The sequence below is a fragment of the Actinomadura luteofluorescens genome (genome assembly GCF_013409365.1).
Lineage (GTDB): Bacteria > Actinomycetota > Actinomycetes > Streptosporangiales > Streptosporangiaceae > Spirillospora > Spirillospora luteofluorescens.
In genome coordinates this window covers 6176842-6200492 of record NZ_JACCBA010000001.1, presented here as the reverse complement: position 1 = coordinate 6200492, position 23651 = coordinate 6176842, and the positions used below count along the sequence as shown (strand labels likewise).

The 23651-nt window shown below is 73.5% G+C and carries 31 protein-coding genes and 1 tRNA gene; 15 read left to right on the top strand and 17 right to left on the bottom strand.

The window, feature by feature from the left end; all coding sequences use genetic code 11:
- Nucleotides 1-210: 210 nt before the first annotated feature.
- A complete protein-coding gene (locus BJY14_RS28930; RefSeq protein ID WP_179846490.1) occupies nt 211-1581 on the top strand; it encodes a cation:dicarboxylate symporter family transporter in 1371 nt (456 codons plus the stop codon).
- Between the two features lie 52 nt (nt 1582-1633).
- On the opposite strand, the gene BJY14_RS28925 is transcribed toward BJY14_RS28930, so the two are convergent.
- The 3 genes from BJY14_RS28925 to purU all read right to left on the bottom strand — a co-directional run bounded on the left by BJY14_RS28925 (nt 1634) and on the right by purU (nt 3814).
- Nucleotides 1634-2212 carry a hypothetical protein gene (locus BJY14_RS28925; protein ID WP_218905627.1) on the bottom strand — a complete coding sequence of 193 codons (579 nt, stop codon included), beginning with the start codon at nt 2210-2212 and terminating at the stop codon, nt 1634-1636.
- Complete coding sequence (locus BJY14_RS28920; RefSeq protein ID WP_179846488.1) at nt 2212-2826, bottom strand: DUF6286 domain-containing protein; 615 nt, start codon at nt 2824-2826, stop codon at nt 2212-2214. Before BJY14_RS28920 ends, BJY14_RS28925 begins: the two co-directional genes overlap by 1 nt.
- A gap of 118 nt (nt 2827-2944) precedes the next feature.
- Entirely contained in the window at nt 2945-3814 is an 870-nt protein-coding gene (gene purU, locus BJY14_RS28915) for a formyltetrahydrofolate deformylase (protein WP_218905626.1), read from the bottom strand.
- Between the two features lie 177 nt (nt 3815-3991).
- On the opposite strand from purU, the gene BJY14_RS28910 reads away from it, so the two are divergent.
- From BJY14_RS28910 to BJY14_RS46750, 4 genes are read left to right on the top strand one after another with little or no spacing between them, the layout of a single operon-like run.
- Nucleotides 3992-4933, top strand: coding sequence for a CE1 family esterase (locus BJY14_RS28910; RefSeq protein ID WP_179846486.1), 942 nt, complete (start codon nt 3992-3994; stop codon nt 4931-4933).
- A 42-nt stretch (nt 4934-4975) separates the two neighbouring features.
- Nucleotides 4976-6160 (top strand): amino acid deaminase/aldolase, encoded by a 1185-nt coding sequence (locus BJY14_RS28905; protein WP_179849701.1) that lies wholly within the window; start codon nt 4976-4978, stop codon nt 6158-6160.
- A 30-nt stretch (nt 6161-6190) separates the two neighbouring features.
- Entirely contained in the window at nt 6191-6865 is a 675-nt protein-coding gene (locus BJY14_RS28900; RefSeq protein ID WP_179846485.1) for an SIMPL domain-containing protein, read from the top strand.
- A 49-nt stretch (nt 6866-6914) separates the two neighbouring features.
- A complete protein-coding gene (locus tag BJY14_RS46750; RefSeq protein ID WP_179846484.1) occupies nt 6915-7190 on the top strand; it encodes a zf-HC2 domain-containing protein in 276 nt (91 codons plus the stop codon).
- Here BJY14_RS46750 and BJY14_RS28890 read toward each other — a convergent pair.
- Nucleotides 7141-7449, bottom strand: coding sequence for a DUF3618 domain-containing protein (locus tag BJY14_RS28890; RefSeq protein ID WP_179846483.1), 309 nt, complete (start codon nt 7447-7449; stop codon nt 7141-7143). The two genes, BJY14_RS46750 and BJY14_RS28890, sit on opposite strands and share 50 nt — an antisense overlap.
- Before the next feature lie 154 nt (nt 7450-7603).
- On the opposite strand from BJY14_RS28890, the gene bcp reads away from it, so the two are divergent.
- Nucleotides 7604-8071 (top strand): thioredoxin-dependent thiol peroxidase, encoded by a 468-nt coding sequence (gene bcp, locus BJY14_RS28885; RefSeq protein ID WP_179846482.1) that lies wholly within the window; start codon nt 7604-7606, stop codon nt 8069-8071.
- A 45-nt stretch (nt 8072-8116) separates the two neighbouring features.
- Here bcp and BJY14_RS28880 read toward each other — a convergent pair.
- Nucleotides 8117-8201 (bottom strand) — tRNA-Leu (locus BJY14_RS28880).
- Nucleotides 8164-9777 (bottom strand): MFS transporter, encoded by a 1614-nt coding sequence (locus tag BJY14_RS28875; protein WP_179846481.1) that lies wholly within the window; start codon nt 9775-9777, stop codon nt 8164-8166. The genes BJY14_RS28880 and BJY14_RS28875 overlap by 38 nt, the downstream gene beginning before the upstream one ends.
- 41 nt (nt 9778-9818) lie before the next feature.
- Between BJY14_RS28875 and BJY14_RS28870 the strand changes: the two genes are divergently transcribed.
- From BJY14_RS28870 to BJY14_RS28855, 5 genes are all read left to right on the top strand, one after another.
- Nucleotides 9819-10433, top strand: coding sequence for a TetR/AcrR family transcriptional regulator (locus BJY14_RS28870; protein ID WP_179846480.1), 615 nt, complete (start codon nt 9819-9821; stop codon nt 10431-10433).
- Nucleotides 10434-10589: 156 nt separating this feature from the next.
- Nucleotides 10590-11606, top strand: a complete 1017-nt coding sequence (locus tag BJY14_RS28865) for an anti-sigma factor RsbA family regulatory protein (protein WP_312879456.1) — start codon at nt 10590-10592, stop codon at nt 11604-11606.
- Nucleotides 11607-11685: 79 nt separating this feature from the next.
- Nucleotides 11686-12243 (top strand): MEDS domain-containing protein, encoded by a 558-nt coding sequence (locus BJY14_RS45725; RefSeq protein WP_246396146.1) that lies wholly within the window; start codon nt 11686-11688, stop codon nt 12241-12243.
- Nucleotides 12234-12590, top strand: a complete 357-nt coding sequence (locus tag BJY14_RS45720; RefSeq protein ID WP_312879454.1) for an STAS domain-containing protein — start codon at nt 12234-12236, stop codon at nt 12588-12590. The genes BJY14_RS45725 and BJY14_RS45720 overlap by 10 nt, the downstream gene beginning before the upstream one ends.
- Nucleotides 12590-13510, top strand: coding sequence for an anti-sigma factor RsbA family regulatory protein (locus tag BJY14_RS28855; RefSeq protein ID WP_179846479.1), 921 nt, complete (start codon nt 12590-12592; stop codon nt 13508-13510). Before BJY14_RS45720 ends, BJY14_RS28855 begins: the two co-directional genes overlap by 1 nt.
- A 27-nt stretch (nt 13511-13537) precedes the next feature.
- Here BJY14_RS28855 and rdgB read toward each other — a convergent pair whose 3' ends face one another.
- From rdgB to clpS, 11 genes are all read right to left on the bottom strand, one after another.
- Entirely contained in the window at nt 13538-14152 is a 615-nt protein-coding gene (gene rdgB / locus BJY14_RS28850; protein ID WP_179846478.1) for an RdgB/HAM1 family non-canonical purine NTP pyrophosphatase, read from the bottom strand.
- Nucleotides 14149-14868: a ribonuclease PH gene (rph, locus tag BJY14_RS28845; RefSeq protein ID WP_179846477.1), complete on the bottom strand. Its 720-nt coding sequence runs from the start codon at nt 14866-14868 to the stop codon at nt 14149-14151. Before rph ends, rdgB begins: the two co-directional genes overlap by 4 nt.
- Before the next feature lie 92 nt (nt 14869-14960).
- The gene (locus BJY14_RS28840; protein ID WP_179846476.1) at nt 14961-15710 is read right to left on the bottom strand and encodes an MBL fold metallo-hydrolase; all 750 of its coding nucleotides are present in this window, start codon (nt 15708-15710) and stop codon (nt 14961-14963) included.
- 29 nt (nt 15711-15739) lie between these two features.
- On the bottom strand, nt 15740-16579 hold the full coding sequence (gene murI, locus BJY14_RS28835; protein ID WP_179846475.1) for a glutamate racemase: 840 nt from the start codon (nt 16577-16579) through the stop codon (nt 15740-15742).
- A 146-nt stretch (nt 16580-16725) separates the two neighbouring features.
- Nucleotides 16726-17523: a thioesterase family protein gene (locus BJY14_RS28830; protein WP_179846474.1), complete on the bottom strand. Its 798-nt coding sequence runs from the start codon at nt 17521-17523 to the stop codon at nt 16726-16728.
- A gap of 111 nt (nt 17524-17634) precedes the next feature.
- Complete coding sequence (locus tag BJY14_RS28825; RefSeq protein WP_179846473.1) at nt 17635-18582, bottom strand: PLP-dependent cysteine synthase family protein; 948 nt, start codon at nt 18580-18582, stop codon at nt 17635-17637.
- Between the two features lie 21 nt (nt 18583-18603).
- The gene (locus BJY14_RS28820; RefSeq protein ID WP_173391950.1) at nt 18604-18876 is read right to left on the bottom strand and encodes a MoaD/ThiS family protein; all 273 of its coding nucleotides are present in this window, start codon (nt 18874-18876) and stop codon (nt 18604-18606) included.
- 91 nt (nt 18877-18967) lie between these two features.
- Nucleotides 18968-19156: a hypothetical protein gene (locus BJY14_RS28815; RefSeq protein WP_179846472.1), complete on the bottom strand. Its 189-nt coding sequence runs from the start codon at nt 19154-19156 to the stop codon at nt 18968-18970.
- 7 nt (nt 19157-19163) lie between these two features.
- Entirely contained in the window at nt 19164-19577 is a 414-nt protein-coding gene (locus BJY14_RS28810; protein WP_179846471.1) for a M67 family metallopeptidase, read from the bottom strand.
- A gap of 21 nt (nt 19578-19598) precedes the next feature.
- Nucleotides 19599-20126 (bottom strand): DUF2017 domain-containing protein, encoded by a 528-nt coding sequence (locus BJY14_RS28805; RefSeq protein WP_179846470.1) that lies wholly within the window; start codon nt 20124-20126, stop codon nt 19599-19601.
- Nucleotides 20127-20130: 4 nt separating this feature from the next.
- On the bottom strand, nt 20131-20427 hold the full coding sequence (clpS, locus tag BJY14_RS28800; RefSeq protein WP_179846469.1) for an ATP-dependent Clp protease adapter ClpS: 297 nt from the start codon (nt 20425-20427) through the stop codon (nt 20131-20133).
- 122 nt (nt 20428-20549) lie between these two features.
- Here clpS and BJY14_RS28795 point away from each other — a divergent pair, with 122 nt between their 5' ends.
- From BJY14_RS28795 to BJY14_RS28780, 4 genes are all read left to right on the top strand, one after another.
- A complete protein-coding gene (locus BJY14_RS28795) occupies nt 20550-21902 on the top strand; it encodes a nicotinate phosphoribosyltransferase (RefSeq protein WP_179849699.1) in 1353 nt (450 codons plus the stop codon).
- 76 nt (nt 21903-21978) lie between these two features.
- Nucleotides 21979-22560, top strand: a complete 582-nt coding sequence (locus tag BJY14_RS28790) for a nicotinamidase (protein WP_179846468.1) — start codon at nt 21979-21981, stop codon at nt 22558-22560.
- Nucleotides 22561-22562: 2 nt separating this feature from the next.
- Complete coding sequence (locus tag BJY14_RS28785; protein WP_179846467.1) at nt 22563-23096, top strand: gluconokinase; 534 nt, start codon at nt 22563-22565, stop codon at nt 23094-23096.
- Between the two features lie 241 nt (nt 23097-23337).
- Nucleotides 23338-23601: a hypothetical protein gene (locus tag BJY14_RS28780; protein ID WP_179846466.1), complete on the top strand. Its 264-nt coding sequence runs from the start codon at nt 23338-23340 to the stop codon at nt 23599-23601.
- The last annotated feature ends 50 nt before the right edge of the window (nt 23602-23651 follow it).

Here is a 23651-nt window from a genome sequence, read left to right as displayed (position 1 = left end):
AGAACCGCGCACACTCATGTGCGGACAGACCCCCAGCCCCCGCCTGACCTGCGAGCTCACCTCCAGTGCGGCGCCCACGGTGTGCATGCTCCGGCCCCGGCCGGAGGATGGGCGCCGCCGCGGGGCGGCGGCCCGCCCGCGGATCCGACCGGACCGGGCGGGCGCCGCCCCTCGCACCGAGGCCGGGGTCCTGAGCCGAGGAGGTCCCCCGTGACCCCGCCCGCCTCCGAACCCTCCCGCAACCGCGTCCGCTACCTGTACCTCGCCGTCGTCGCCGCCGTGGTGGCGGGCGCGGTGGTCGGGCTGCTCGCGCCGGACTTCGCGCAGGAGCTGAAACCGATCGGCACCGCGTTCGTCAACCTGATCAAGATGATGATCTCGCCGATCATCTTCTGCACGATCGTGCTCGGCATCGGCTCGGTCGCCAGGGCGGCCGAGGTCGGCCGGATCGGCCTGGTCACCATCGCCTACTTCCTGGTGATGTCGACGCTGGCCCTCGCCATCGGGCTGGTGGTCGGGAACCTGCTGCACCCGGGCGCCGGGCTGCACCTGGACCCCTCGTCGGTCGCCGAGGCGAAGTCGCAGGCCGAGGGGGGCGAGGGCACCACCGACTTCCTGCTCGGCATCATCCCGGACACGCTGGTGTCGGCGCTGACCGAGGGCCAGGTGCTGCAGGCGCTGCTGGTGGCGCTGCTGACCGGGTTCGCGCTCCAGGGGCTCGGCCCGGCGGGCGCGCCGATCCTGCGGGGCATCGAGCACCTGCAGAGGCTGGTGTTCCGCATCCTCTGGATGATCATGTGGGCGGCACCGGTGGGGGCGTTCGGCGCGATCGCGGCGGTGGTCGGGTCGAGCGGCTGGGACGCGCTGAAGAGCCTCGCGGTGATCATGCTGGGCTTCTACGCGACGTGCGCGGTGTTCGTGTTCGCGGTGCTCGGCGCGGTGCTGTGGGCGGTCAGCCGGATCAGTGTGTTCGCCCTGCTGCGCTACCTGGCCCGCGAGTTCCTGCTGATCCTGTCGACGTCGTCGTCGGAGTCGGCGCTGCCCCGGCTGATCGCCAAGATGGAGCACCTCGGGGTGAGCCGCCCCGTCGTCGGCATCACCGTGCCGACCGGGTACTCCTTCAACCTCGACGGCACCGCGATCTACCTGACGATGGCGACGCTGTTCATCGCGTCCGCGCAGGACCGGCCGCTGTCGGTCGGCGCGCAGATCCCGCTGCTGCTCTTCATGATCGTCGCGTCGAAGGGCGCGGCGGGCGTCACCGGCGCCGGCCTGGCGACCCTCGCGGGCGGCCTCCAGTCGCACAAGCCCGCGCTGGTGGACGGGGTGGGGTTCATCGTCGGCATCGACCGGTTCATGTCCGAGGCCCGCGCGCTGACGAACTTCGCGGGCAACGCCGTCGCCACCGTGGTCATCGGCACGTGGACGAAGGAGTTCGACGCCGGGCGGGCCCGCCGCGTCCTCGCCGGCGAGGACCCGTTCAACGAGGACACCCTGCTGGACGACCACGGCCCCGCCGCAGAGCCGTCCGGGACGCGGGAGGGGCCGCCGGTGCCCGCCGCCGGGGGCGCGCCCGCCTAGCGGCCCGGCCGCCCGGCGCCGCGCGTCCCCGCTCCGGCGCCGGGCGGCCGCCTCACGCCGACTCGGGCTGCGGGCGGCGCCCGCGCAGGCGCCCGCGGGTCCGCTCGGCCTCCGGCCGGAAGCGGATCACCACCGGAAGGTCGGGCATGCCGACCGCGCGGCGGTACCGCTCGACCGGGCCCGCGCCCAGTTCCCCGTACACCTCGCTCACGAGGGCGTCGCCCGCGCAGGAGACGTTCAGCCGCAGCCGCGGCCGGTCGGCCGTCCCGGTGAGCCGGGCGCGGGCGTCCTGGACGCCCGGCAGGCCGCGGGCGTCGCGGTGCAGGACGTCGGCGGCGGCGCGTGCGCGGGCCCGGGTCTCGGGGTCGAGGTCGGGCCACCGCTGGTGCACGACGGCCCGCCCCTGGAGGACCAGCCACAACTGGCCGGCGAGGGCGAGCACCTCGGCGGCGCCCGCCGCGGCCGGCAGGAACCAGCCGGTCTCCCGGGCGAAGCGCGCCAGCGCCGGGTCGAGCAGCGGGCGCTCCGACAGCGCGCCGAACGCGTCGAACGCGCCGAGGCCGAGGGCGAGGGCGGACGCGCCGGCCAGCAGCAGCACCGCCCCGGTGACGGCGATCGCGATCCTCATCATCAGTCCTTCCGCCAGCCGAGGCGGACGTCGACCGGCGGCCGGTGCATCGGCTCGATCCGGTCCAGGCGCGCGTCGACCGCGTCGTGGACGAGGTCGGCGAGGTTCGCCGGGTTGCGGTAGTGGGTGGCGGCCCGCACGAGGACGCCCCGGCGGAAGATCCCGAGGCCCCGGACGCGGGCGCGCTCGATGCCGGGGACCTCCATCGCCGCGGCCGCGAGCGCGCGGCGCAGCGCGGCGCGGCCGATGACGCCCGCGAGCCGCGGATCGGCGCCCGCCAGCGGCACCCCGCGCAGCCGTCCGGGCAGCGCGGCCGCCATGAAGGCGACCCCGAGGGCGGCCACCGCGCCCGCCGCCGTCAGCACGTCCGGGTCGTTCCACGCGTGCCGCCGCAGGGTCTCCACGACCGGGGCGACGCCCGGCACCGGATGGACGGCGGAGCCGAGCGCCCCGGCGAGCAGTTCGATCGCGGCCACCCCGCCGAACGCCGTCACCAGCAGCGCCGCGGCGAGCCCGGCGAGCGCGCGCCGGGGCCGCAGTTCGCGGACGGCGAGCCGGCGCGCCTGCCGCCTGCCCTGCGCCTCCTCGATCAGCTCCTTGACCAGCGTCTCGGCCATAGCCACCCCCGTGAGCCCTCGACATGTCCGGCCTCGTCACTCATGGTGCGCGAAAGTCACGCGGAGTGAAACACGCCATGCCGACATCTCACGCGTTCGCCGTCAAGGAAACCGCAGGTCAGCGGAAGACGACCGTCCGGTCGCCGTTGAGCAGCACGCGGTGCTCGGCGTGCCAGCGGACGGCGCGGGCCAGCGCGAGGCACTCCACGTCGCGTCCCACGGCCACCAGCTCCTCGGGGCTGTGGGTGTGGTCGACGCGCGCGACCTCCTGCTCGATGATCGGCCCCTCGTCCAGGTCGGCGGTGACGTAGTGGGCGGTCGCGCCGATCAGCTTCACGCCGCGCGCGTGCGCCTGGTGGTAGGGGCGGGCGCCCTTGAAGCTCGGCAGGAACGAGTGGTGGATGTTGATGATCGCGCCGGGCAGCTTGGCGCAGAAGTCGTCGGACAGGATCTGCATGTACCGGGCGAGGACGACGAGGTCGGCGCGGTAGTGCTCGACCAGCGTGAGGATCTCGGCCTCCTGCGCGGCCTTGCCGCCCTGGCCGGCGGGCAGGTGGTGGTAGTCGATCCCGTACGACTGGGTGAGCGGCCGCAGGTCGGGGTGGTTGGACGCGACCGCGACGATGTCGATGTCGAGCAGCCCGGACCGCGTCCGGTAGAGCAGGTCGTTGAGGCAGTGCCCGCCCTTGGACACCATGATCAGCACGCGCGGGCGCTCGGCCAGCGGGTGCAGCCGCCACTCCAGCCCGAGCTCGGGCGCCAGGGCCGCGAACGCGCCGCGCAGCCCGTCGGGGTCGGTGTCGCCCGGCGCCGCGAACTGCACCCGCATGAAGAAGGTGCCGGTCTCGCCATCGCCGAACTGCTGGCTCTCGACGATGTTGCACCCGCGCTCGGCCAGCAGCCCCGAGACGGCGGCCACGATGCCGGGCCGATCGGGGCAGGACAGGGTCAGCACGTACTCGTTCACGGGTTCGCTCACGGGTCTCATTCTTAACGCGGCGCGGGAAGCGCCAGCTCAGGACGGGTCCCTTCCGAGCTTACGCGGCGGCGCCCCGCCGCGCCGCCGTACCGGCCGGTCGGGCGCGGCCCGCGGCCGCCGTGTCCGCCGCCGCGCTGTCTACCGGTGAGTAGTTTGAAGCCCGGGCTTGGGGTTACCTTTGCCCCCATGCGGCGAATCGCGCTCGTGGCGCTGGCGGTCACCCTGGCCCTGGCGGGCTGCACCGGCAAGACCGGCGGGAAGGGCGGCGAGGGCGGGAAGGACGGACGTCCGGCGACGGCCGGCGGCATCCCGACCTCCGAGGGGACGCACAAGCAGAAGCTCGACGTGGGGACGGTCGGGCACCGCGAGTACCTGCTGCACGTCCCGTCCAAGGTCGCGGACGGGAAGTGGAGGAACGGCAAGCCGGCCGACAGGCCCGCGCTGGTCATCGCCCTGCACGGCGGACTGGCCACCATGTCGAAGATGCGGGACCTGACCGGCTTCGACAGGCTGTCGGACGAGCACGGCTTCCTCGTCGCCTATCCCGACGGGGTCATGACCACGTGGAACGCGGGCGACTGCTGCGGCGCGGCGAAGGTCGGCAACGTCGACGACGTGGGGTTCCTCGGCAAGCTCATCGACGAGCTGACCGGCGCCGGGCTGGCCGACCCGAAGCGCGTCTACGTCACCGGGTTCTCCAACGGCGCCGGGATGGCGTACCGGATGGCCTGCGAGAAGCCGGGCAAGGTCGCGGCGATCGGGGTGGTCGAGGGCGCCCTGGTGACCGAGTGCGATCCGGGCCGTCCGGTCTCGGCGATGATCTTCCACGGGACGGCCGACGGGAACGTGCCCTTCAACGGGGGCGGCAACCGCGACTTCAACGACAGGCGCCCCTTCCCGCCGGTCTCGGACGCGGTCGACTTCTGGCGCAGGCTCGCGGGGCTGCCCCAGCCGCGCGAGCGGGTGAAGGCGCTCAGCGGCGACACCCGGTGCGAGAGCACGGGCAAGGGCGCGCACGGCGTCGCCGTGACCTTCTGCAGGATCGACGGCGGGCGGCACGCGTGGCCCAAGGAGGCGAGCCCGATGCTGTGGAGCTTCTTCGCCGCACATCCGCGCGACGGGACGTGAGAGCTTTTCATATTCTCCCGGTAGTGTGGGATCGTGACGAGCATGAACCTCCGGGACCGCTATGACGCCGCGACCGCCGGGTTGGAGGCGCCGTTCGCCGTCGTCGACCTCGCGGCCTTCCGCGCCAACGCCGCCGACCTCGTGCGCCGCGCCGCGGGCAAGCCCGTCCGGGTCGCCAGCAAGTCGGTGCGCTGCCGGGCCCTCCTGGAGGACGTCCTCGCGATGGACGGGTTCGCCGGGATCATGGCGTTCACCCTCCCCGAGGCGCTCTGGCTGGCCGCCGAGGGCGTCGGCGACGACATCCTCGTCGCCTACCCCACGGCCGACCGCACCGCGATCGCCGCGCTCGCGGAGGACCCCCGCGCCGCCCGCGCCGTCACGCTGATGGTCGACTCCCCCGAGCACCTCGACCTGATCGAGTCCGCCGCGGGCGACCGGCGCGTGCGGGTCTGCATCGACATCGACGCCTCGTACCGCACGCTCGGCGGCCGGGTCCGGATCGGCGCGCTGCGCTCCCCGCTGCACACCGCCGCCGACGTCCGGGCGTTCGCCGAACTGGTCCTCAAGCGGCCCTCGCTCGACCTCGTCGGGCTGATGGCCTACGAGTCGCAGATCGCCGGCGTCGGCGACGTGCCGCCCGGCCGCCCCGCGCGGGGCCGCGTCATCCGCGCCATGCAGCGGCAGTCCCGGGCGGAGCTGGCCCGGCGCCGCGCGGCGATCGTCCGGGGCGTCCGGGAGCTGACCGAGCTGGAGTTCGTCAACGGCGGCGGCACCGGCAGCGTCGAGAAGACCGCGGCCGAGCGCGCCGTCACCGAGGTCGCGGCCGGTTCCGGCCTCTACCAGCCGCACCTGTTCGACCAGTACTCCAACTTCACCGGCCGCCCCGCCGCGCTGTTCGCGCTGCCCGTCGTGCGGCGCCCGGCGCCCGGCGTCGTGACGTGCCTCGGCGGCGGCTACCTCGCGTCCGGACCGGCCGACACCGTCCGCCTCCCCCAGCCCTACCTGCCGACGGGCCTGTCCTACGACGGCAACGAGGGCGCGGGCGAGGTGCAGACGCCGCTGCTCGGACGCGCCGCCGACCTGCTGGCGGTGGGCGACCGCGTCTGGTTCCGCCACACCAAGGCCGGTGAGCTGTGCGAACGCTTCGACGCCCTGCACCTCATCGAGGACGGCCGGCGCGTCCGCACCGTCCCCACCTACCGGGGCGAGGGCCGCACGTTCCTGTGAGCGTCCCCGCGACCGTCTAGGTTGGGGGACATGAGCGACGCTCCCCTGATCAGTGTTCGCGGCGAGGCCGTCCTGGAGGCCGAGCCGGAGATCGCGCGGCTGTCGGTGCACGTCCAGTCGCAGGAGCCGGACCGGCGCACCGCCCTCGACCGGCTCACCGAGCGCAACCAGCAGTGCCTCGACCTGGTGAAGTCCTACGGCGAGGCCGTGGAGAAGCTGGAGACCGGCGGCCTGTCGATCACGCCGCTGCTGAAGTACCGGCGGCGCGAGGGCGACGTGCGCGCCTACCGCGGCACCGTCTGGATCAAGATCACGGTCAGCGACTTCGCGGTGCTGGGCGAGCTGGTCACCCGGCTCGGCGACCTGGAGCGCACCTCCGTCTCCGGGCCGGAGTGGGAGCTGCGGCAGGGCAGCGAGGTGTACCGGCGGGCCGCGCGGCAGGCGGCGAACGAGGCCGTCGACCGGGCCCGCGGCTACGCCGAGGCGCTCGGGGCCCGGCTCACCGGCCTGGTGGAGCTGTCGGACGAGGGGCTCGGCCGCGACACCGTCCCGGGCGGGCCCGTCGCGCTCGCCGCCGGCTACGGGCGGGTGGCGGGCGGCGGCCCCGCCGAGGAGCCCGAGCCGATCGACCTGGAGCCCGAGACGCAGATCGTCCGCGCCACCGTCGAGGCCCGCTTCACCGCGACGGCGCCCGACCTCGGCTGAACGGGCGGGCCCGCTGAACGGCGGGACCGCCGCGCCCGTACTCCAGGACGTGGGAGGAACGGACTGCGGGGTGTACCGGATCGGCCTCGGCGTCTACGCCATCGGGCGGCTCGCCGGCGCCGAGGCGGACGCGCTGTCGGCGCACCTGAGCGGCTGCCCGCCGTGCCGGACCGAGCTCGCCCGGCTCCGCGACGTCGCCGAACTGCTCGCCCGCTCCGTCCGCAGACGCGGAAGCGCCGGCCGCGGACCGCGGACCGGCGCCTCGGGAAGGGGGCTCAGCGGCGCCTGCGCCTACGGCGCCGCAGGACCAGGGCGGTCACGATGACCGCGGCGCCCACGCCCGCGAACACCAGCCGCCTGTCGAGCTGACCGCCCTCGCCGTCCTCGTCGTCGGAGGGGCGCACCATCGCGCCGAGGGCCTTGGCGACCTGGTCGGCCTCCTCCTTCAGCCGCTCCGCGCCCCGCTGCGCGACGTTCTTCGGATTGACCCGCTCGGCGAGCTCGTCGATGGTGCGGGCCAGTTGCTGCCGGCTGCGCTCTATCTCCCGTTCCAGCGCCTCCGGGTCGCGGCTCTTGTCAGCCATGCCGTGTCCTTATCGTGTCGGGCGTACTCGCGCGGGCCGGGACCGTGACGAGCCGGGCGATGATCCGCACAGTCTTGCAGGTCTTCCCGGCGGATGCCCGCCGCACCCCAGCCGGTACCGTTGGAGCCACCATCCGAGCGAAAGGCGGGACAGGGTGTCCGAGCGGCTTCAGCCGGGCGACGTCGCCCCAGAGTTCGAGCTACCCGACGCCGACGAGACCGCGGTGTCGCTGGCCTCGCTGCGCGGCAAGCGCGTGATCCTCTACTTCTACCCGGCGGCCATGACCCCCGGCTGCACCAAGGAGTCGGTCGACTTCGAGGGAAGCCTGCCCGAGCTGGAGGCGGGCGGCGTCGCCGTCGTCGGCGTCTCCCCCGACAAGCCGGCCAAGCTCGCCAAGTTCCGGGACAAGGAGGGGCTCACGTTCCCGCTCCTGTCCGACCCGGACGCGAAGGTCCTCCAGGCCTACGGCGCCTACGGGGAGAAGAAGCTGTACGGCAAGACCGTCGTCGGCGTCATCCGGTCCACGTTCGTCATCGACGCCGACGGGAAGATCGAGAAGGCGTACTACAACGTGAAGGCGACGGGGCACGTGGAGCGCCTCCGCCGCGACCTCGGCCTGTAGGCACCGCGCCGGCCCGCGCTCGGCGCGGGCCGGGTGCGGGCCGGGTGCGGGCGGGGGGATTCGAACCCCCACGGTGTCACCACCAACAGGACCTAAACCTGCCGCGTATACCTGATTTCGCCACGCCCGCCCGTGCTCTCGTCCGCGCCTTCGTCCGGGCTCGCGTCCGAGGGCGCGTTCAGCTTAGCGTCCTGATCGGCGGGCGCGGGAACGGTTCGCGCGGCCTCCCGGCGGGGCGCCCGGTACAGGGCCGCGACGACGAGCGCGGTGACGGCGAGCGCGATCGACGCGGTGAGGAACGCCGACTGGAGGCCGTCGCTGAAGGCCGCCCGCGCGTGGTCGGCGGCCTGCGGGCCGAGCCGCATCGCCACCGCGACGGACGTCCTCGCCTGCTCGGCGGCCGGGCCCGGCAGGTTCCCGGGGTCGAGGTTCGCGCGGTAGGCCGACTGCAGGAGGCTGCCGAGGACGGCGATGCCGAGCGCGCCGCCGAGCTCGCGGGCCAGGTCGTTCATCGCCGAGCCCACGCCCTGCTTCTCGGCGGGCAGCGCGTCGGTGATCGAGGCGGTGGACGGGGTCATGGCGAGGCCCATGCCGGCGCCGAACGGGACGAGTCCCGCGAGCAGCAGCCAGTAGGTGCTGTCCTCGTCCAGCAGCGAGAAGACCAGCATCGCGACGCCGACCAGGAGCAGCCCGGCCGTGATGACGCGGCGCGGGCCGATCCGCGCGGCCAGCTTCGGTGCGACGCCCCGGGCGAACGGCATCATCGTGAGCGCCATCGGCAGCAGGCTGACCGCGCCGACGAGCGCGCTGTCGCCCTTCACCAGCTGCAGGTACTGCAGGATGATGAAGACGAAGCCGAAGAAGGCGAAGAACTGCAGCGTGATCGTGAGGGCTCCGGCGGAGAACGCCCGGATGCGGAACAGCCGCGGGTCGAGCAGCGGGTTCGGCCGCTTCAGCTCCCACAGGACGAACCCGGCGAGGACGGCCAGGGCGGCGGCGAGGCCGAGCAGCGTCCGCGCGGACGCCCAGCCGTGCGTCGGCGCCTCGATGATCGAGTAGACGCCGGCGCCGAGCCCGGCCACGGTGATCAGCGCGCCGGTGAGGTCGAGCCTCGGGGCGTCCGGCTCGGCCGACTCGGGGACGACCGCGAGCGTCGCGACCAGCGCGACCGCGGCGAGCACGACGTTCATCCAGAACACCGACCGCCACGACCAGAACTCCAGCAGCGTCCCCGACACCAGCAGCCCGAAGATGCCGCTGGCCCCGGCGACGCCCGCCCAGGCGCCGACCGCGCGGGTGCGCTGCGCGGCCGGGAACGTCGAGGTGATCGTGGACAGCGTCGCCGGCATGACCAGGGCCGCGCCGATGCCGAGGACGCCGCGCATCGCGATCAGCCAGTTCGGGTCGCCCGCCAGCGCCGCCGCGGCCGAGCCCGCGCCGAACACGACGAGCCCGGCGGCGAGCGCGCGGCGCCGCCCGTAGCGGTCGCCGATCGCGCCGCCGAGCAGCAGCAGCGCCGCGAAGACCAGCGCGTAGGCGTCGATGATCCACGACAGCTCGGTGAGGCCGGCGCGGGTGTCGCGGGCGATGGACGGCACCGCCGTGTTGAGGGAGGCCACGGCCGAGACCACCGTGGCGAGGGACAGCATCACGGCCGGCAGCACCGCTCGGTGGACGGCGCCCGGCCCCTGCTTCGGGGTGTTCATGCCTCGACCCTGCGCCCGGCCCGGACTATATTTCAACTGTGATGAATAAATCCGGGGGCGGGCGGGGGCGCCGGCGCGGCAGTCCCGACACCCGCGAGGCGATCCTCGCGGTGGCCCGCCGGCGGTTCCTGGCCGACGGGTACGGGCCGGTCACGATGCGGTCGGTCGCCGCCGAGGCGGGCGTGGACGCCGCGCTGATCAGCTATTTCTTCGGCTCGAAGAAGGGCCTGTTCGGCGCGGTGCTCGGGCTCGTCGCCAACCCGCCCGAGGTGCTGGCGGGCGCGCTGCCCGGCGACCCCGCCGAGCTGCCCGAACGCGTCCTGCGCGCGCTGGTCGGCGCCTGGGACGACCCCGAGCGCGGCGGGCCGCTGCTGCTCATGGTGCGCGCGGCCGTCCACGACCCGGACCTGACCCGGCTGGTACGCGACCTGCTGGAACGCGAGATCGTCGGCCGCATCGCCGACCATCTGGGCGGCCCCGACGCCACCGCGCGGGCCGGGGCGTTCGGCACCCAGCTCTCCGGGCTGGTCTTCGCGCGCTACATCCTCGCGCTGGAACCCGTCGCCTCGATGACGCCCGATGAATTAATCCGGTACCTCACACCCGGCCTCCGCGCCGCCGTTCGCGGCCCGTCCCGCCGCCCCCGGACGCGGTGACCCGGTAGCGGACACGCCCGCGACGGGATTGCGGACGGCACATCGGACGATTCGGGCAGAGAATCTCAGCGCGCCCGGGGCGGGCGCTCTAGGCTGGCCGCATCCGTTCGCCACGCGCAGCCGGTGACAACATGATCACACAACTGGCGGGACCCCGTGGGCGCTGACTCCGTGAGCGCCGGCTTCACGCATCGCCTGCTGCCCTTCTCCGGCGCGGAGGAGTTCCTCGGCGGCGCCGTGCCGTTCCTGCGCGCCGGCCTCGACGCGGGCGACCGCGTCCTCGCCGTGTGCGGGACCGGGCGCGAGGCGCTGCTGCGCGACGCCCTCGGGCCCGCCGCCGAGGGCGTCGAGTTCACCGAGGCCGCCGCCTGGTACGCGCACCCGTCCCGCACGCTCGCGGACTGCCTGGGCGACGCCTGCGAGAGCGCCCGGTCGGGGCGCCGGCTGCGCGTCCTCGGCGATCCCGTCTGGGCGACGCGGCCGCCGCTGGAGGTCGTCGAGTGGCAGCGCGCCGAGGCCGTGCTGAACGAGGCGTTCCGCGACACCGGCGCCGCGATCATGTGCCCCTACGCGGCGTCGCTGCCCGCGTCCGTCGTCGCGGCCGGACGCCGGACCCACCCCGAGACCGTGCGCGGCACGCGGGCCCTCCCCAACCCCGGCTTCCTGAGCCCGCGGGCGTACTGCGCGCGGTGCGACGGCGAGCCGCTGCCCCCGCCGCCGGACGGTGCCGAGACGCTGGAGGTCGAGCGCCCCGACCTGTACTGGATCCGCGTGTGGGTCACCGACTGCGCCCGGCGCACGCCGCTGCCGGGCGGCGACCGGCAGCGGCTCCTGGTCGCGGTCACCGAGGTCGTCACGAACGCGTTCCGGCACGGCGAGCCGCCCGTCGTCCTGCGCGTGTGGGCCGACGCCTCGCCCGGCTCCGCCGCCCTGGTCTGCGAGGTCACCGACCGTGGACGGTGGGCGCCGGACGGCGGGTTCGGGCTCGTCCCGCCGAGGCCGGACGGCGGGCCGCCCGGCGACCGGTTCGGGCTCTGGGCGGTGCGGCTGCTGTGCTCGTTCGTCCAGATCCGGACAGGCCGCGACGGCACCGCCGTCCGGCTCCGCATCGCCCTGCCGGACGCCGGAACGGCGACCCGCCGGGGCCACCACGACGCGCCGAACGGAGCGTGAGGAACTCCATGCGTTGGGCTTCCAAGCGCACCGGACCGGCGTACGCTGAACAGATCCGCCTCACACCGATGGGCAGGCCATGGACACATCCTGGTTCGCCAAACGCCCCGTCAGCGCACTCCGTCCCGGAGATCACGGCTGGCTGGCCTACAGCAGTCAGGAGGAGCGCGACGAGATCATCGGGCCCTTCGTCCGGGAGGGCCTGGAGACCACCGAGAAGGTCGTGTACATCACCGATGTCCCGGCCGAACGGCTGCCCGGCCTCGGCCCTGGCCAGCCGATCGACGTGAACGCCCGCATCAGGTCCGGCCAGCTGCGGGTGATCACGCTGCGGGAGGCGTGCCTCGACCGGGGCGGCGCGTTCGAACCGGCCAAGATGGCCGACACCGTCGGCCGCGAGGTCGGCGACGCGTTCGGGCAGGGCTTCCGCGCCGCGCGCGTCACCACCGACCACAGCTGGCTGCTGAACGGTCCCGGCCGACCCGACCTCGGCCGGATGCTGGGCTGCGAGCACCGCGTCAGCGGCACCGTCTCGCCGAGCACCATGGCGATGGCGATCTGCCAGGTCGACCGGCACGCGTGCCGCCCGCCGAGCTCACCGCCCTTCGCGACACACACGAGGTCCTCGTGGAAGTGAACCCCGAATTCGACGACGGGATACTGAAGATCGTGCGCACGTTCGAGCCCGAGGGGCTGCGCGTCGAGGGCGAGCTGGACGCCGCGCGGCACTCGGTGTTCGCCGAGCAGCTCCGGAGGCTGCGGTCCGGCCGCAACGTCCACCTCGACCTGTCCCGGCTCGGGTTCATCGACCTCGGCGGGCTGCACCTGCTGGCCAAGCACGCCACCCGGCTGCCCGCCGACGCCGCGCTGGTCCTGGACCACCTGTCGCCCGACGTCGAGAGCGTCATCGACATGGTCGGCTGGCACCGGCTGCCCGGCCTCGCCCGAGGCCGGCGGCTCGCGGAGACGGGGGGCAACGCCTGATGGCACTGGAGCACAAGGCGTTCATGTACCGGGGCACCGAGGACTTCCTGTCCGTCACCGTCCCCTACCTCGAATCGGGCGTGGAGAACGGCCAGGTCGTGATCGCCGTCGCCCGCGAACCCAACCTGACCGCCCTGCGCGACGTCCTCGCCCCGCACGGCGAAGCGGTCACCTACTACGACTCCGCCGCCTTCTACCAGCACCCCGTGCACACCCTGCGCGACTACCAGACCATCGTGAAGCAGAGCGCCCCGCGCACCGTCTGCGCCCTCGCCGAGCCGGTCTGGGACGGGTGGGACGAGCGCCAGACGCTCGAATGGGTTCGCTACGAGTCCCTCATCAACGTGGTCTTCGGCGAGTCCGGGGCGCGCGCCCTGTGCCCCTACGACACCGAGGAGCTGCAGCCCCGCATCCTCGACGAGGCGCGCCGCACCCATCCGCTGCTACTCGCCCCGGGCCACGACGGGGCCAACGGCGACTACATCGACCCGGTGAGGTTCGGTTCCGGCTGCGACCGCCGGTTCCGCACCGACCGCCCGGCCGGCGCGGAGTACTTCTCCATCGACGGCGACGACCTGCACGCGCTGCGCGTGTTCGTCGGCGAGCGCGCCTTCCGGCACGGCCTGGCCAAGCAGAAGGCGCAGAACCTCGTCACCGCCGCCAACGAGGTCGCCGCGAACGCGCTCCAGCACGGCACCCCGCCGATCGGGCTGTGGACGTGGCAGGACGGCGCCGACCTCGTCTGCGAGATCGGCGACCACGGCTTCTGGCGCCCCGGGCCCGACCCGCTGACCGGCTTCATCCCGCCCGACTCCGCCCTCCAGCGCGGCTTCGGGCTGTGGACCGTCCGGCTCCTGGTCGACCTGATGGAGCTGCGCGCCGGCTGGGACGGCACCTTCGTCCGGCTGCGCTGCGGCTGACCGGGCGCGGCCGGCCGGGCGGATGGATCAGGCCTGGCCGGCGGCCCGGAGGGCGCCGGGGACGATCTCGGCGAGCGCGCGGAACGCCCGGCCGCGATGGCTGATGGCGTCCTTCTCCGCGGGCGCCAGCTCCGCGGTCGTGCGGGTCCCGCCGTCCGGAAGGAAGATCGGGTCGTAGCCGAAGCCGCCGGTGCCGCGCGGCTCCCGGAGGAGGGTGCCGTGCATGCGGCCCTCGACGCAGTGCTCGGCGCCGCCCGGGACGACCAGCACCGCCGCGCACACGAACGAGCCGCCGCGCCGGTCGTCGGCCACGTCGGCGAGCTGGTCGAGGACGAGCCGCAGGTTGGCGGCGTCGCGGTCGCCGGCGCCGAACCGTCCCGACCAGCGGGCCGACAGCACGCCGGGCATGCCGTTCAGCGCGTCCACGCACAGGCCGGAGTCGTCGGCGACGGCGGGCAGGCCGGTGAACGCGGCGATGGCGCGGGCCTTCAGCAGCGCGTTGCCCTCGAAGGTCGGCTCGGTCTCGGGCACGTCGGGGGCGCCGGGGAAGCCGTCGAGGCCGACGACGTCGAGGCCGCCGAGGATCCGGCGCAGCTCGGCGACCTTGCCCTCGTTGCGGGTGGCGAGGACGATCCCGCTCATCGGCCGAGGGCCTCGTTCTGGATGCGGGTCAGCTCGGCGCAGCCGGCGGCGCCGAGGTCGAGCAGCGCGTCCAGCTCCGCCCGGTCGAACGGGGCGCCCTCCGCGGTGCCCTGCACCTCGACGAACCGGCCGTCGCCGGTGCAGACGACGTTCATGTCCGTCCCGGCGGCCGAGTCCTCCTCGTAGCACAGGTCGAGGCGGGGCTCGCCCTCCACGACGCCGACGCTGACGGCCGACACCGAGGTGATGAGCGGGTTCCCCCTGAGCAGGCGGCGCTCGCGCATCCAGCTCACCGCGTCGGCCAGCGCGACGTACGCGCCGGTGATCGCGGCGGTGCGGGTGCCGCCGTCGGCCTGCAGGACGTCGCAGTCGAGCTGGACGGTGTTCTCGCCGAGCGCCTTGAGGTCCAGGCACGCCCGGATGGACCGGCCGATCAGCCGGGAGATCTCGTGGGTGCGCCCGCCGATCCGGCCCTTGACGGACTCGCGGTCGTTGCGGGTGTTGGTCGCGCGCGGCAGCATCGCGTACTCGGCGGTGACCCAGCCGAGGCCGCTGTCGCGCCGCCAGCGGGGCACCGAGTCCTGCACGGACGCGGCGCACAGCACCCGGGTCGCTCCGAACTCCACGAGCACCGACCCCTCCGCGTGGTCGAGCCATCCGCGCTGGATGCGGACGGGACGGAGCCGGTCGAATGCGCGATCATCGGGGCGAGCCATGCGCCCACCCTAGCGGCCGGGCCCTCGCCGGATCCGGCCTACGGCGGGTGACGCGGCACTCACCGCGGCGGGCCCGCGGAAGCGGCGCGGCGTCAGAACTCGTAGACGGCGCCGACCTCGGCCAGCTCGACCGGGCCGCGGAAGCCGCTGGCCTTCGCCTCGGAGAGCGTCTCGGACGGGTCGTTCCACGGCAGCAGGTGCGTCAGGACCAGCCGGCCGACCCCGGCCCGCTCCGCGTGCTCGCCCGCCTCCCGTCCCGTCAGGTGCATGTCCGGCGGCAGGTCCGGCCGGTCGGCGAACCCCGCCTCGCACAGGAACAGGTCGGAGCCGCGGGCCAGCCGCACCAGGTCGTCGCTGTGGCCGGTGTCGCCGGAGTAGGTCAGGACGCTGCCGCCGTGCTCGATCCGCAGCCCGTAGGCCTCGACCGGGTGGTTCATCAGCGCGGTCGTCATCGTGAAGGGCCCGATGCGCACCGGCCCCGGCTCCAGAAGGCGGAAGTCGAAGGTGGCGGTCATCTCGGGGTTCGGTTCCAGCTCGTACGCCTTGATCATGTGGTCGGCGGTGTCGCGGGGGCCGTACACCGGGATGCGCGGCGCCGGGCCGTCCGGGCAGTACGTCCGCGCGATCCAGTAGACGGTGAGGTCGAGGCAGTGGTCGGGATGCAGGTGCGTGATGCAGATGGCGTCGATGTCCAGCAGGCCGTGGAAGCGCTGGAGGCTCCCGACCGCGCCGTTGCCGATGTCGAGGAGCATGGAGAAGCCGTCCGCCTCGACCAGGTAGCTGGACGCGGGGCTGTCCGGCCCTGGGAAACTGCCGGAACAGCCGATCACAGTGACCCGCACGCTCACTCCTCCTCTGCGGTCCCGAGGAATCAGGTCGTCAAAGCCTTGCTCAACGTGCTCTCCACCGAACCGATCTCCGGTCCGAGGAAGCGGCGGCCGAGCTCGGCGAACACGGCGGGGTCACCGGTGGCGCGGAACCGGTGCCGCGGCCGGGGCGTCGCCTCGGCGCGGGCCAGTCCCTGATCGTGCAGCACTCGGTACACGTCCTTGGCGGTCTCGTCGGCGCTTGAGACCAGTGTGACCCCGTCTCCGACCACATACGAGATGACGCCCGTCAAAAGCGGGTAGTGCGTGCATCCGAGGATCAGGGTGTCGCAGCCCGCGTCCACGATCGGGCGCAGGTAGCCGCGGGCGGCGTCGAGCAGGTCCTCGCCCATCGTCACGCCCGCCTCGACGAAGTCGACGAAGCGCGGGCAGGCGGCGCTGACCAGCTCGATGTGCGGCGCGGCGGCGAACGCGTCCTCGTAGGCGCGGCTGTTCACGGTGGCCTCGGTGGCGATCAGGCCGACCCGCCCGTTGGACGTGGCACGGGCGGCGCGCCGGGTCGCGGGGTTGATGACCTCCACGACCGGGACGTCGTAGCGTTCGCGGGCGTCGCGCAGCATCGCCGAGCTGGCGCTGTTGCAGGCGATCACCAGCATCTTCACGCCCTCGTCGACCAGCTCGTCGAGCATCTCCAGGGCGAACGCGCGGACCTGCGCGATCGGGCGCGGACCGTACGGCTGGCGGCCCGAGTCGCCGAGGTAGACGATCGGCTCGTTCGGCAGCTGGTCGAGGATGGCGCGGGCCACCGTGAGGCCCCCGAAACCGCTGTCGAAGATCCCGATGGGCGCGTCTGGGAGGCCGTCCCCCCGGGATGGATCTGACATGGTGCACAAGGCTAAGCGACACGGCCCCGCCCGGGTGCGTCATGCGTTGGACATCACACCGTCACGCACCGGAAAACCGTCCAGCTCACGCCGGTGGCGCGAGATCCGCTCGTTCGTCGTTCCGAAACGCCGGTGCGTCGCGCCGGTCAGGAGCGGGCGAGGGGGACGCGGGCGATCTGCCGGCTCTGCGCGACGAGGCGGCCGGCGCTGTCCCACACCTCCACCTCCTCGTCGAACCAGCCGCCGGCGAGGAGCCGCCCGGTGCCGTGCACGGCGAGCCAGCCGGGCGCCGGGACGGCCCGCATGTGCCAGGTCAGCTCGACGGTCGGGGCCCAGCCCTGCGCGCCGAGGTTGAGCGCGACGGGCGGCAGCGCGTCCACGGCGAGGGCCAGGGAGTAGCCGTCGGGCTCCTGGCCGCAGGCGTGCCGGAAATAGGCGCGGATGTCGGGGCGCCCGCTCGGCCGCCCGTCCAGCCAGCCCATGGTCGTCCGGTCGAAGCGCATGTCGACCTGGTCGGCGAACCCTCCGCCGGTGGCGGCGGGGGGCCGGAACCCCGTGCACTCCTCCAGCGGCGGCAGCGCGCCGGGCGCCTCGGCGGCGAAGTCGGGTTCGGCGGACGGGTCGAGGGTGCCGGTGGTGATCAGGGCGTCCACGACGGGCCGGCCGTCCTGGACGAGGGTGACGAAGGACGAGGCGGCCGTGCGGCCCACCTTGCGGGAGTCGACGACCAGCTCGGCGGGGCCCGCCTTGGCGACACGGTGGAAGTTCGCCGCGGTCGAGACCGGGTGCTCGTGCGGGGAGGCGTCCACGGCGGCGCGGGCGAGCACGGCCATCAGGTAGCCGCCGTTCAGCGCCTGGGCGATGCCGTAGCCCTCGTCCAGGACGGCCTCGTACCGGCCCTCGCCGACCGCCTTCACCGCCGTCGAGTCCCCGAACCCGCTCATCCGCACTCTCCCGGTCCGACCGTCCCGGCGGAAGCCCGCCGGGACGGTTCTAGAATCACGTTCGAGTACGCACTCTACCCCGGCCGCCGGCCCTGTTCGCCGGCCGGCGGATCAGGCCCAGAGCTGGCCTTCGAGCCGGGCCTCGGCCTCCTCCAGGGTGCCCCCGTACGCGCCGGTCGACAGGTACTTCCAGCCGCCGTCGGCGACGATGAACACGATGTCGGCGCGCTCGCCGGCCTTCACCGCCTTCTTCGCCATCCCGATCGCCGCGTGCAGCGCCCCGCCGGTCGAGATGCCCGCGAAGATGCCCTCCTGCTCCAGCAGCTCGCGGGTGCGGCGCAGCGCGTCCAGCGAACCGACCGAGAAACGGGTCGTCAGGACGGAGTCGTCGTACAGCTCGGGGATGAAGCCCTCGTCGATGTTGCGCAGCCCGTACACCAGCTCCCCGTACCGGGGCTCCGCCGCGACGATCTTGATGTCCGGCACCCGCTCGCGCAGGAACCGGCCGACGCCCATCAGCGTGCCCGTCGTCCCGAGCCCCGCGACGAAGTGCGTCACCGACGGCAGGTCGGCGAGGATCTCCGGGCCGGTCGTCTCGTAGTGCGCGAGCGCGTTGGCCTCGTTGCCGTACTGGTACAGCATCACCCAGTCGGGGTTCTCCTTCGCCAGGCCCTTGGCCACCCGCACGGCCTCGTTCGAGCCGCCCGCCGCCGGGGAGGAGATGATCCGCGCGCCCCACATCTCCAGGAGCTGGCGGCGCTCGGCGGAGGTGTTCTCCGGCATCACGCACACCATCGAGTAGCCGCGCAGCTTGGCGACCATGGCCAGCGAGATGCCGGTGTTGCCGGACGTCGGCTCCAGGATCGTGCAGCCGGGCGTCAGCAGCCCCTCCTTCTCCGCTTTCTCGATCATGTGGAAGGCGGGGCGGTCCTTCACCGAGCCGGTGGGGTTGCGGTCCTCCAGCTTCGCCCAGAGCCGCACGTCCTCGCCCGGCGACAGCCGCGGCAGCCCGACCAGCGGGGTGCCGCCGAGCGAGTCCAGCAGTGAGTCGAATCGCATGTGGCGCTCGTTCCGGCCGGCTCAGCCGCCGGCGACGGCCGGGAGGATCGTGACGCTGTCGCCGTCGGCGACCTCCGTCCCCAGCCCGCCGAGGAAGCGCACGTCCTCGTCGTTCAGGTAGACGTTGACGAACTTGCGCAGGCCCTTGTCGTCCACGAGCCGGTCGCGCAGGCCCGCGTGCCGGGTGTCCAGGTCGGCGAACAGCTCGTCGAGCGTGCCGCCCTTGCCCTCGACGGCCTTGGCGCCGTCGGTGAGGTTGCGCAGGATCGTCGGGATCCGGACCTCGATCGCCATCGCGATGATCTCCTTAAACGTCGTACGGGACTGCCCGCCCCTGGTGTTGAACCGGGCGGGCGGCGGGATGATTCCAGGCGTGATCAGCGCGTCAGCGACAGTCGTAGACGACTTCGGCGCGCGAGTGCCCGAACAGGAAGCTCTGCACGGGCGGCACCGCTGGGGCCCCGGCGCGGCGCCCGGCGCCGCCCGTCCCATGCCCGCTCGTCCACATGTCGACCAGTTTACCGGCCGCGGGGCCGCCGATCCCGGCCGCCTCCGGACCTTCCGCGCCGCGCATACCGCCCTCAGGCCCCCTCGACGACCGAGACCTCTTCCTCGGTGACCTCGCCGTCCACGATCCGGAACGAGCGGAACTCGGCCCGGTCGTCCTCGCGGGTCGAGACGAGGACGTAGTGCGCGTTCGGCTCCGACGCGTAGGAGATGTCGGTGCGGGAGGGGTAGGCCTCGGTCGCGGTGTGGGAGTGGTAGATCACCACCGGCTCCTCGTCCCGGTCGTCCATCTCCCGCCACACCTTCAACTGCTCCTGGGAGTCGAACCGGTAGAACGTCGGGGAGCGCTCGGCGTTGACCATCGCGACGAACCGGACGGGCCGGTCCGAGCCGACCGGGCCCGCGATGATGCCGCAGGCCTCGTCGGGGTGGTCCGCGCGCGCGTGCGCGATGATCTGGTCGACCAGGGCCCGTTCAATCGTCAGCATGGCCGCAAGCTTAGGCGGCGCCTACTCCAGGGCACGGACGAGACCGTCCTGCAGCATCGTCAGCCAGTCGTAGGCGGCGAACATGGGGGCGCGCGGGTCGCGCTGGTCCAGGCCGCCCGCCTCCTCGTACCAGTCCTCGGTGATGTCCAGGCGGGTGCCGAGCGCCAGCCGGAGGTCGTTCAGCGCCCGCAGCCACTCCTGCATCTGCTTCTCGTCGAGGACGGCTTCGGTGCCGTTCTCCCCCAGCGCCCCGAGCACCGTCCGGGCCGCCTCGCGCTTGCCGTCGCGCAGGCCCATCTCGGTGTAGCGGCGGAACTCCCCGGCGGCCTCGCCGTCGTCGCGGTAGGCGTCCGGGAACAGCCGCGCCAGGACCGGATCGTCCGACTTCGTGGCGTTCTCGGCGATGCCGAGGGACGCCAGCTCGCCGTCCTCACCGGCCTCCTCGCCGAGGAGGGCGAGCAGCTGCTCCATGAGGGCGCGCAGCAGCGCGGTCTCCTCCGGCTCCAGCCGGACCCGGAAACCGTCGCGCTTCTTCTTCACATGGCTCATCGGCTCAGTCGTCCCGTTTCACGGTCGCCCACAGTCCGTAGGAGTGCAGGATCTCCACGTCCCGCTCCATCTCCTCGCGGGTGCCGTTGGCCACCACCGCGCGGCCCTTGTGGTGCACGTCGAGCATCAGCTTCTCGGCCTTGGCCTTGGGGTAGGCGAAGACGGCCTGGAACACGTACGTGACGTACGACATCAGGTTGATCGGGTCGTTCCAGACGATCGCCAGCCAGGGCCGGTCGGCGCTCACGTCCTCCGCCGCCTCCGGCCGCTTCGACTCCACCGGTGCGGGCGCCGTGCTCATGGCGCTCATTGGCCGGGTCTCCCCTCTCTTCGCTCGCGCGGTCCCGCCCTGGAGGACGCGGCCGCCCGCCGCATCCGATGCTATGCGCCGCTCCCCCGCGCCGTGTGGCGGCCCGCGTCACCATGGTGCCCGCAGTCGGCCCTAAAGTTCCACTTGTGGACCTTGGTGACGGCACGGCCCTGCTGACCGACCAGTACGAGCTGACCATGCTGCAGGCCGCCCTGCGCAGCGGGACGGACGGCCGCCGCGCGGTCTTCGAGGTGTTCGCGCGCAGCCTGCCCGCCGGGCGCCGGTACGGGGTCGTCGCCGGCACCGGGCGGCTCCTGGACGCCATCGAGGCGTTCCGCTTCGGCGACGCCGAGCTGGAGTTCCTCAGCGAGAACGGCATCGTGGACGAGCCCACGGTGCGCTGGCTGGAGAAGTACCGCTTCACCGGGAACGTCTGGGGCTACCCCGAAGGCGAGTGCTACTTCCCCGAATCGCCGATCCTGATGGTCGAGGGGACGTTCGGGGAGGCGGTCCTGCTGGAGACCCTCGCCCTGTCGATCCTCAACCACGACTGCGCGATCGCGTCCGCCGCGTCCCGGATGGCGCAGGCCGCGCAGGAGCGCCCGATCATCGAGATGGGGTCGCGGCGCACCCACGAGCGCGCCGCCGTCGCCGCCGCCCGCGCCGCCTACATCGCCGGGTTCACCACCACGTCCAACCTGGAGGCGGGCCGGCTGTACGGCGTCCCGACCGCCGGGACGAGCGCCCACTCCTTCACCCTCCTGCACGACAGCGAGCGGCACGCGTTCGAGGCGCAGCTCGCGGCCCTCGGCGAGGGCACCACGCTGCTGGTCGACACCTACGACGTCGAGCGGGCCGTCCGGACGGCGGTGGAGCTGGCGGGCCCGGACCTCGGCGCCGTCCGGATCGACAGCGGCGACCTCGGCGTGATGGCGCGGCGCGTCCGCGAGCAGCTCGACTCCCTCGGCGCGCACGGCACCCGCATCGTGGTGACCGGCGACCTCGACGAGTACGGCATCGCGGCGCTCGGCGCGGCGCCCGTGGACGGGTACGGCGTGGGGACGTCCCTGGTCACCGGTTCCGGCGCCCCCACGGCCTCGCTCGTCTACAAGCTCGTCGCGCGGGCGGACGGCCCGCGGGAGGACGCCCCCATGCGCGCGGTCGCCAAGCGCTCGACGGGCAAGCCGAGCCGCGGCGGCCGCAAGACCGCCATCCGCCGCGTCGACGGGCACGGCGTCGCCTACGCCGAGACCGTGTTCACGACCGAGCCGACGCCCGGCCCCCACGACCGCGTTCTCCAGGTGCCGCTGGTGCGGGACGGCGAGGTCGTCGGGCGCGAGGCGCTCGGCGACGCGCGGGAACGCCACGCGCGCTCGGTCGCCGAACTGCCCCCGACGGCGCGCCGGCTGTCCAAGGGCGAGCCCGCCGTCCCGACCGAGTTCGTCAACGGCGGCCCGCGCCGTTGAGCCGTCCCGCGTGGGGGAACAAGGCTGGGGTACGGTCGGTGCAGATCCGGTGGGGCAACCGGTAAAGGGAGCGGTCATGGGCAAGAAGGCTCTGATCATCGTGGACGTGCAGAACGACTTCTGCGAGGGGGGTTCGCTGGCCGTCGGCGGCGGCGCGGCGGTGGCGACGGCGATCTCGGAGTACGTGGCAGCGCACCGGTCCGAGTACGCGCACATCGTGGCGACCCGCGACTTCCACCTCGACCCGGGCGGCCATTTCTCCGCCGAACCGGACTTCGCCGACACCTGGCCGCCGCACTGCGTGATCGGCACGCCCGGCGCCGACTTCCACCCCAACCTCGCCCTCGCCCCCATCGAGGCCGTGTTCAGCAAGGGCCGCGAGACCGCCGCCTACAGCGGCTTCGAGGGGTTCTCCGACGACGAGACCCCGCTCGCCGACTGGCTCGCCGCGCGCGGCGTGGACGCCGTCGACGTCGTCGGCATCGCCACCGACCACTGCGTCCGGGCCACCGCGGTGGACGCCGTCCGCGCGGGCCTGCGCACCACCGTCCTGCTGGACCTCACCGCCGGGGTCGGCAAGGCCACCGTCGACCAGGCGCTGGACGAGCTCGGGCAGGAGGGCGTCGTCCTGTCCGGCGCCCCGGTGGTGACCGCCTGACCATGCCCCCGAACGCCACAGAGCCCCTGGTCATCCTGGTCGCCGGCGTGTCCGGCAGCGGCAAGACCACCGTCGGCACGCTCCTCGCCGAACGCCTCGGCTGGGAGTACGCGGAGGCGGACGCGTTCCACTCCGAGGCCAACGTCGCCAAGATGCGCGCGGGCCACCCCCTCACCGACGAGGACCGCCTCCCCTGGCTACGCGCCATCGCCGCGTGGATCGCCGACCGCCTCGCCACCGGCCGCCCCGGCGTCGTCACCTGCTCCGCCCTGAAACGCAGGTACCGCGACATGCTGCTCGACGGTCACGAGGACGTCCGCCTGGTCCTCCTGGACGGCGACCGCGACACCATCGCCGCCCGCATGCGCTCCCGCAAGGGCCACTTCTTCAAGGCCGACCTCCTCGACTCCCAGTTCGCCGACCTCGAACCCCCGGCCCCCGACGAGAACATCATCACCGCCCCCATAACAGGCACCCCCGAAGAGACGGTCACCCACATCCTCAAGTCTCTGGACCTGGACCCGGCCCCCCGCTGACCTCCCGCGGCCCCGCCGGAACTCATGAGGAGATCCGGCGATGACGGCAATGCCGGAAGAGCCACCGCTCATCGAAGACGACGTCGCGGTCGACCACAGGGTGCCGGATGACCTCCGGCCGCCGGGCCATTTCATGATCAACGGACCGGCCGCACCGGCTTGCGCGAGGCGCCCCGCCACGGACGGTGCGCGGTAGGCACCTCACCTCACGAGAGGTGCGACATACAACCGGAGGGTTCTCATGATCGACAGAGACATCGCCAACCTCGAACTCCGTATCAGGCACGCCGTGGGCCTCGTCGTCTGGCCTGTGGTCGGCGGCGTCTTCGGCGCCCTGATCGGTGTCATCTTCGGCTTCGTCGTCGGTGGGGCCGTCCCTCTGAGCCTTGGCGTCGCCATCGGCGCCGGCTTCGTGGCACTCGGCACCGTCGCCGGCGGCGCGTTCTGCATCTGGGCCGAGATCCGCACCATACGTTCCCGTTCCAGGGGACACCGGGCCGCCTGACAAGCGGCCACGTGTGAGGCGGCTCGCGCCTCTTCGGATCATCAACGAGG

What these genes read in the sequence shown, in the direction of transcription:
- BJY14_RS28925 (WP_218905627.1), bottom strand. Translation starts at nt 2,212, where the DNA reads ATGATGAGGATCGCGATCGCCGTCACCGGGGCGGTGCTGCTGCTGGCC.
- BJY14_RS28920 (WP_179846488.1), bottom strand. Translation starts at nt 2,826, where the DNA reads ATGGCCGAGACGCTGGTCAAGGAGCTGATCGAGGAGGCGCAGGGCAGG.
- purU (WP_218905626.1), bottom strand. Translation starts at nt 3,814, where the DNA reads ATGAGACCCGTGAGCGAACCCGTGAACGAGTACGTGCTGACCCTGTCC.
- BJY14_RS28910 (WP_179846486.1), top strand. Translation starts at nt 3,992, where the DNA reads ATGCGGCGAATCGCGCTCGTGGCGCTGGCGGTCACCCTGGCCCTGGCG.
- BJY14_RS28905 (WP_179849701.1), top strand. Translation starts at nt 4,976, where the DNA reads ATGAACCTCCGGGACCGCTATGACGCCGCGACCGCCGGGTTGGAGGCG.
- BJY14_RS28900 (WP_179846485.1), top strand. Translation starts at nt 6,191, where the DNA reads ATGAGCGACGCTCCCCTGATCAGTGTTCGCGGCGAGGCCGTCCTGGAG.
- BJY14_RS28890 (WP_179846483.1), bottom strand. Translation starts at nt 7,449, where the DNA reads ATGGCTGACAAGAGCCGCGACCCGGAGGCGCTGGAACGGGAGATAGAG.
- BJY14_RS28875 (WP_179846481.1), bottom strand. Translation starts at nt 9,777, where the DNA reads ATGAACACCCCGAAGCAGGGGCCGGGCGCCGTCCACCGAGCGGTGCTG.
- BJY14_RS28870 (WP_179846480.1), top strand. Translation starts at nt 9,819, where the DNA reads ATGAATAAATCCGGGGGCGGGCGGGGGCGCCGGCGCGGCAGTCCCGAC.
- BJY14_RS45725 (WP_246396146.1), top strand. Translation starts at nt 11,686, where the DNA reads ATGGACACATCCTGGTTCGCCAAACGCCCCGTCAGCGCACTCCGTCCC.
- BJY14_RS28855 (WP_179846479.1), top strand. Translation starts at nt 12,590, where the DNA reads ATGGCACTGGAGCACAAGGCGTTCATGTACCGGGGCACCGAGGACTTC.
- rdgB (WP_179846478.1), bottom strand. Translation starts at nt 14,152, where the DNA reads ATGAGCGGGATCGTCCTCGCCACCCGCAACGAGGGCAAGGTCGCCGAG.
- rph (WP_179846477.1), bottom strand. Translation starts at nt 14,868, where the DNA reads ATGGCTCGCCCCGATGATCGCGCATTCGACCGGCTCCGTCCCGTCCGC.
- murI (WP_179846475.1), bottom strand. Translation starts at nt 16,579, where the DNA reads ATGTCAGATCCATCCCGGGGGGACGGCCTCCCAGACGCGCCCATCGGG.
- BJY14_RS28830 (WP_179846474.1), bottom strand. Translation starts at nt 17,523, where the DNA reads ATGAGCGGGTTCGGGGACTCGACGGCGGTGAAGGCGGTCGGCGAGGGC.
- BJY14_RS28825 (WP_179846473.1), bottom strand. Translation starts at nt 18,582, where the DNA reads ATGCGATTCGACTCACTGCTGGACTCGCTCGGCGGCACCCCGCTGGTC.
- BJY14_RS28820 (WP_173391950.1), bottom strand. Translation starts at nt 18,876, where the DNA reads ATGGCGATCGAGGTCCGGATCCCGACGATCCTGCGCAACCTCACCGAC.
- BJY14_RS28815 (WP_179846472.1), bottom strand. Translation starts at nt 19,156, where the DNA reads ATGCGCGGCGCGGAAGGTCCGGAGGCGGCCGGGATCGGCGGCCCCGCG.
- BJY14_RS28810 (WP_179846471.1), bottom strand. Translation starts at nt 19,577, where the DNA reads ATGCTGACGATTGAACGGGCCCTGGTCGACCAGATCATCGCGCACGCG.
- BJY14_RS28805 (WP_179846470.1), bottom strand. Translation starts at nt 20,126, where the DNA reads ATGAGCCATGTGAAGAAGAAGCGCGACGGTTTCCGGGTCCGGCTGGAG.
- clpS (WP_179846469.1), bottom strand. Translation starts at nt 20,427, where the DNA reads ATGAGCACGGCGCCCGCACCGGTGGAGTCGAAGCGGCCGGAGGCGGCG.
- BJY14_RS28795 (WP_179849699.1), top strand. Translation starts at nt 20,550, where the DNA reads ATGGTGCCCGCAGTCGGCCCTAAAGTTCCACTTGTGGACCTTGGTGAC.
- BJY14_RS28790 (WP_179846468.1), top strand. Translation starts at nt 21,979, where the DNA reads ATGGGCAAGAAGGCTCTGATCATCGTGGACGTGCAGAACGACTTCTGC.
- BJY14_RS28785 (WP_179846467.1), top strand. Translation starts at nt 22,563, where the DNA reads ATGCCCCCGAACGCCACAGAGCCCCTGGTCATCCTGGTCGCCGGCGTG.
- BJY14_RS28780 (WP_179846466.1), top strand. Translation starts at nt 23,338, where the DNA reads ATGATCGACAGAGACATCGCCAACCTCGAACTCCGTATCAGGCACGCC.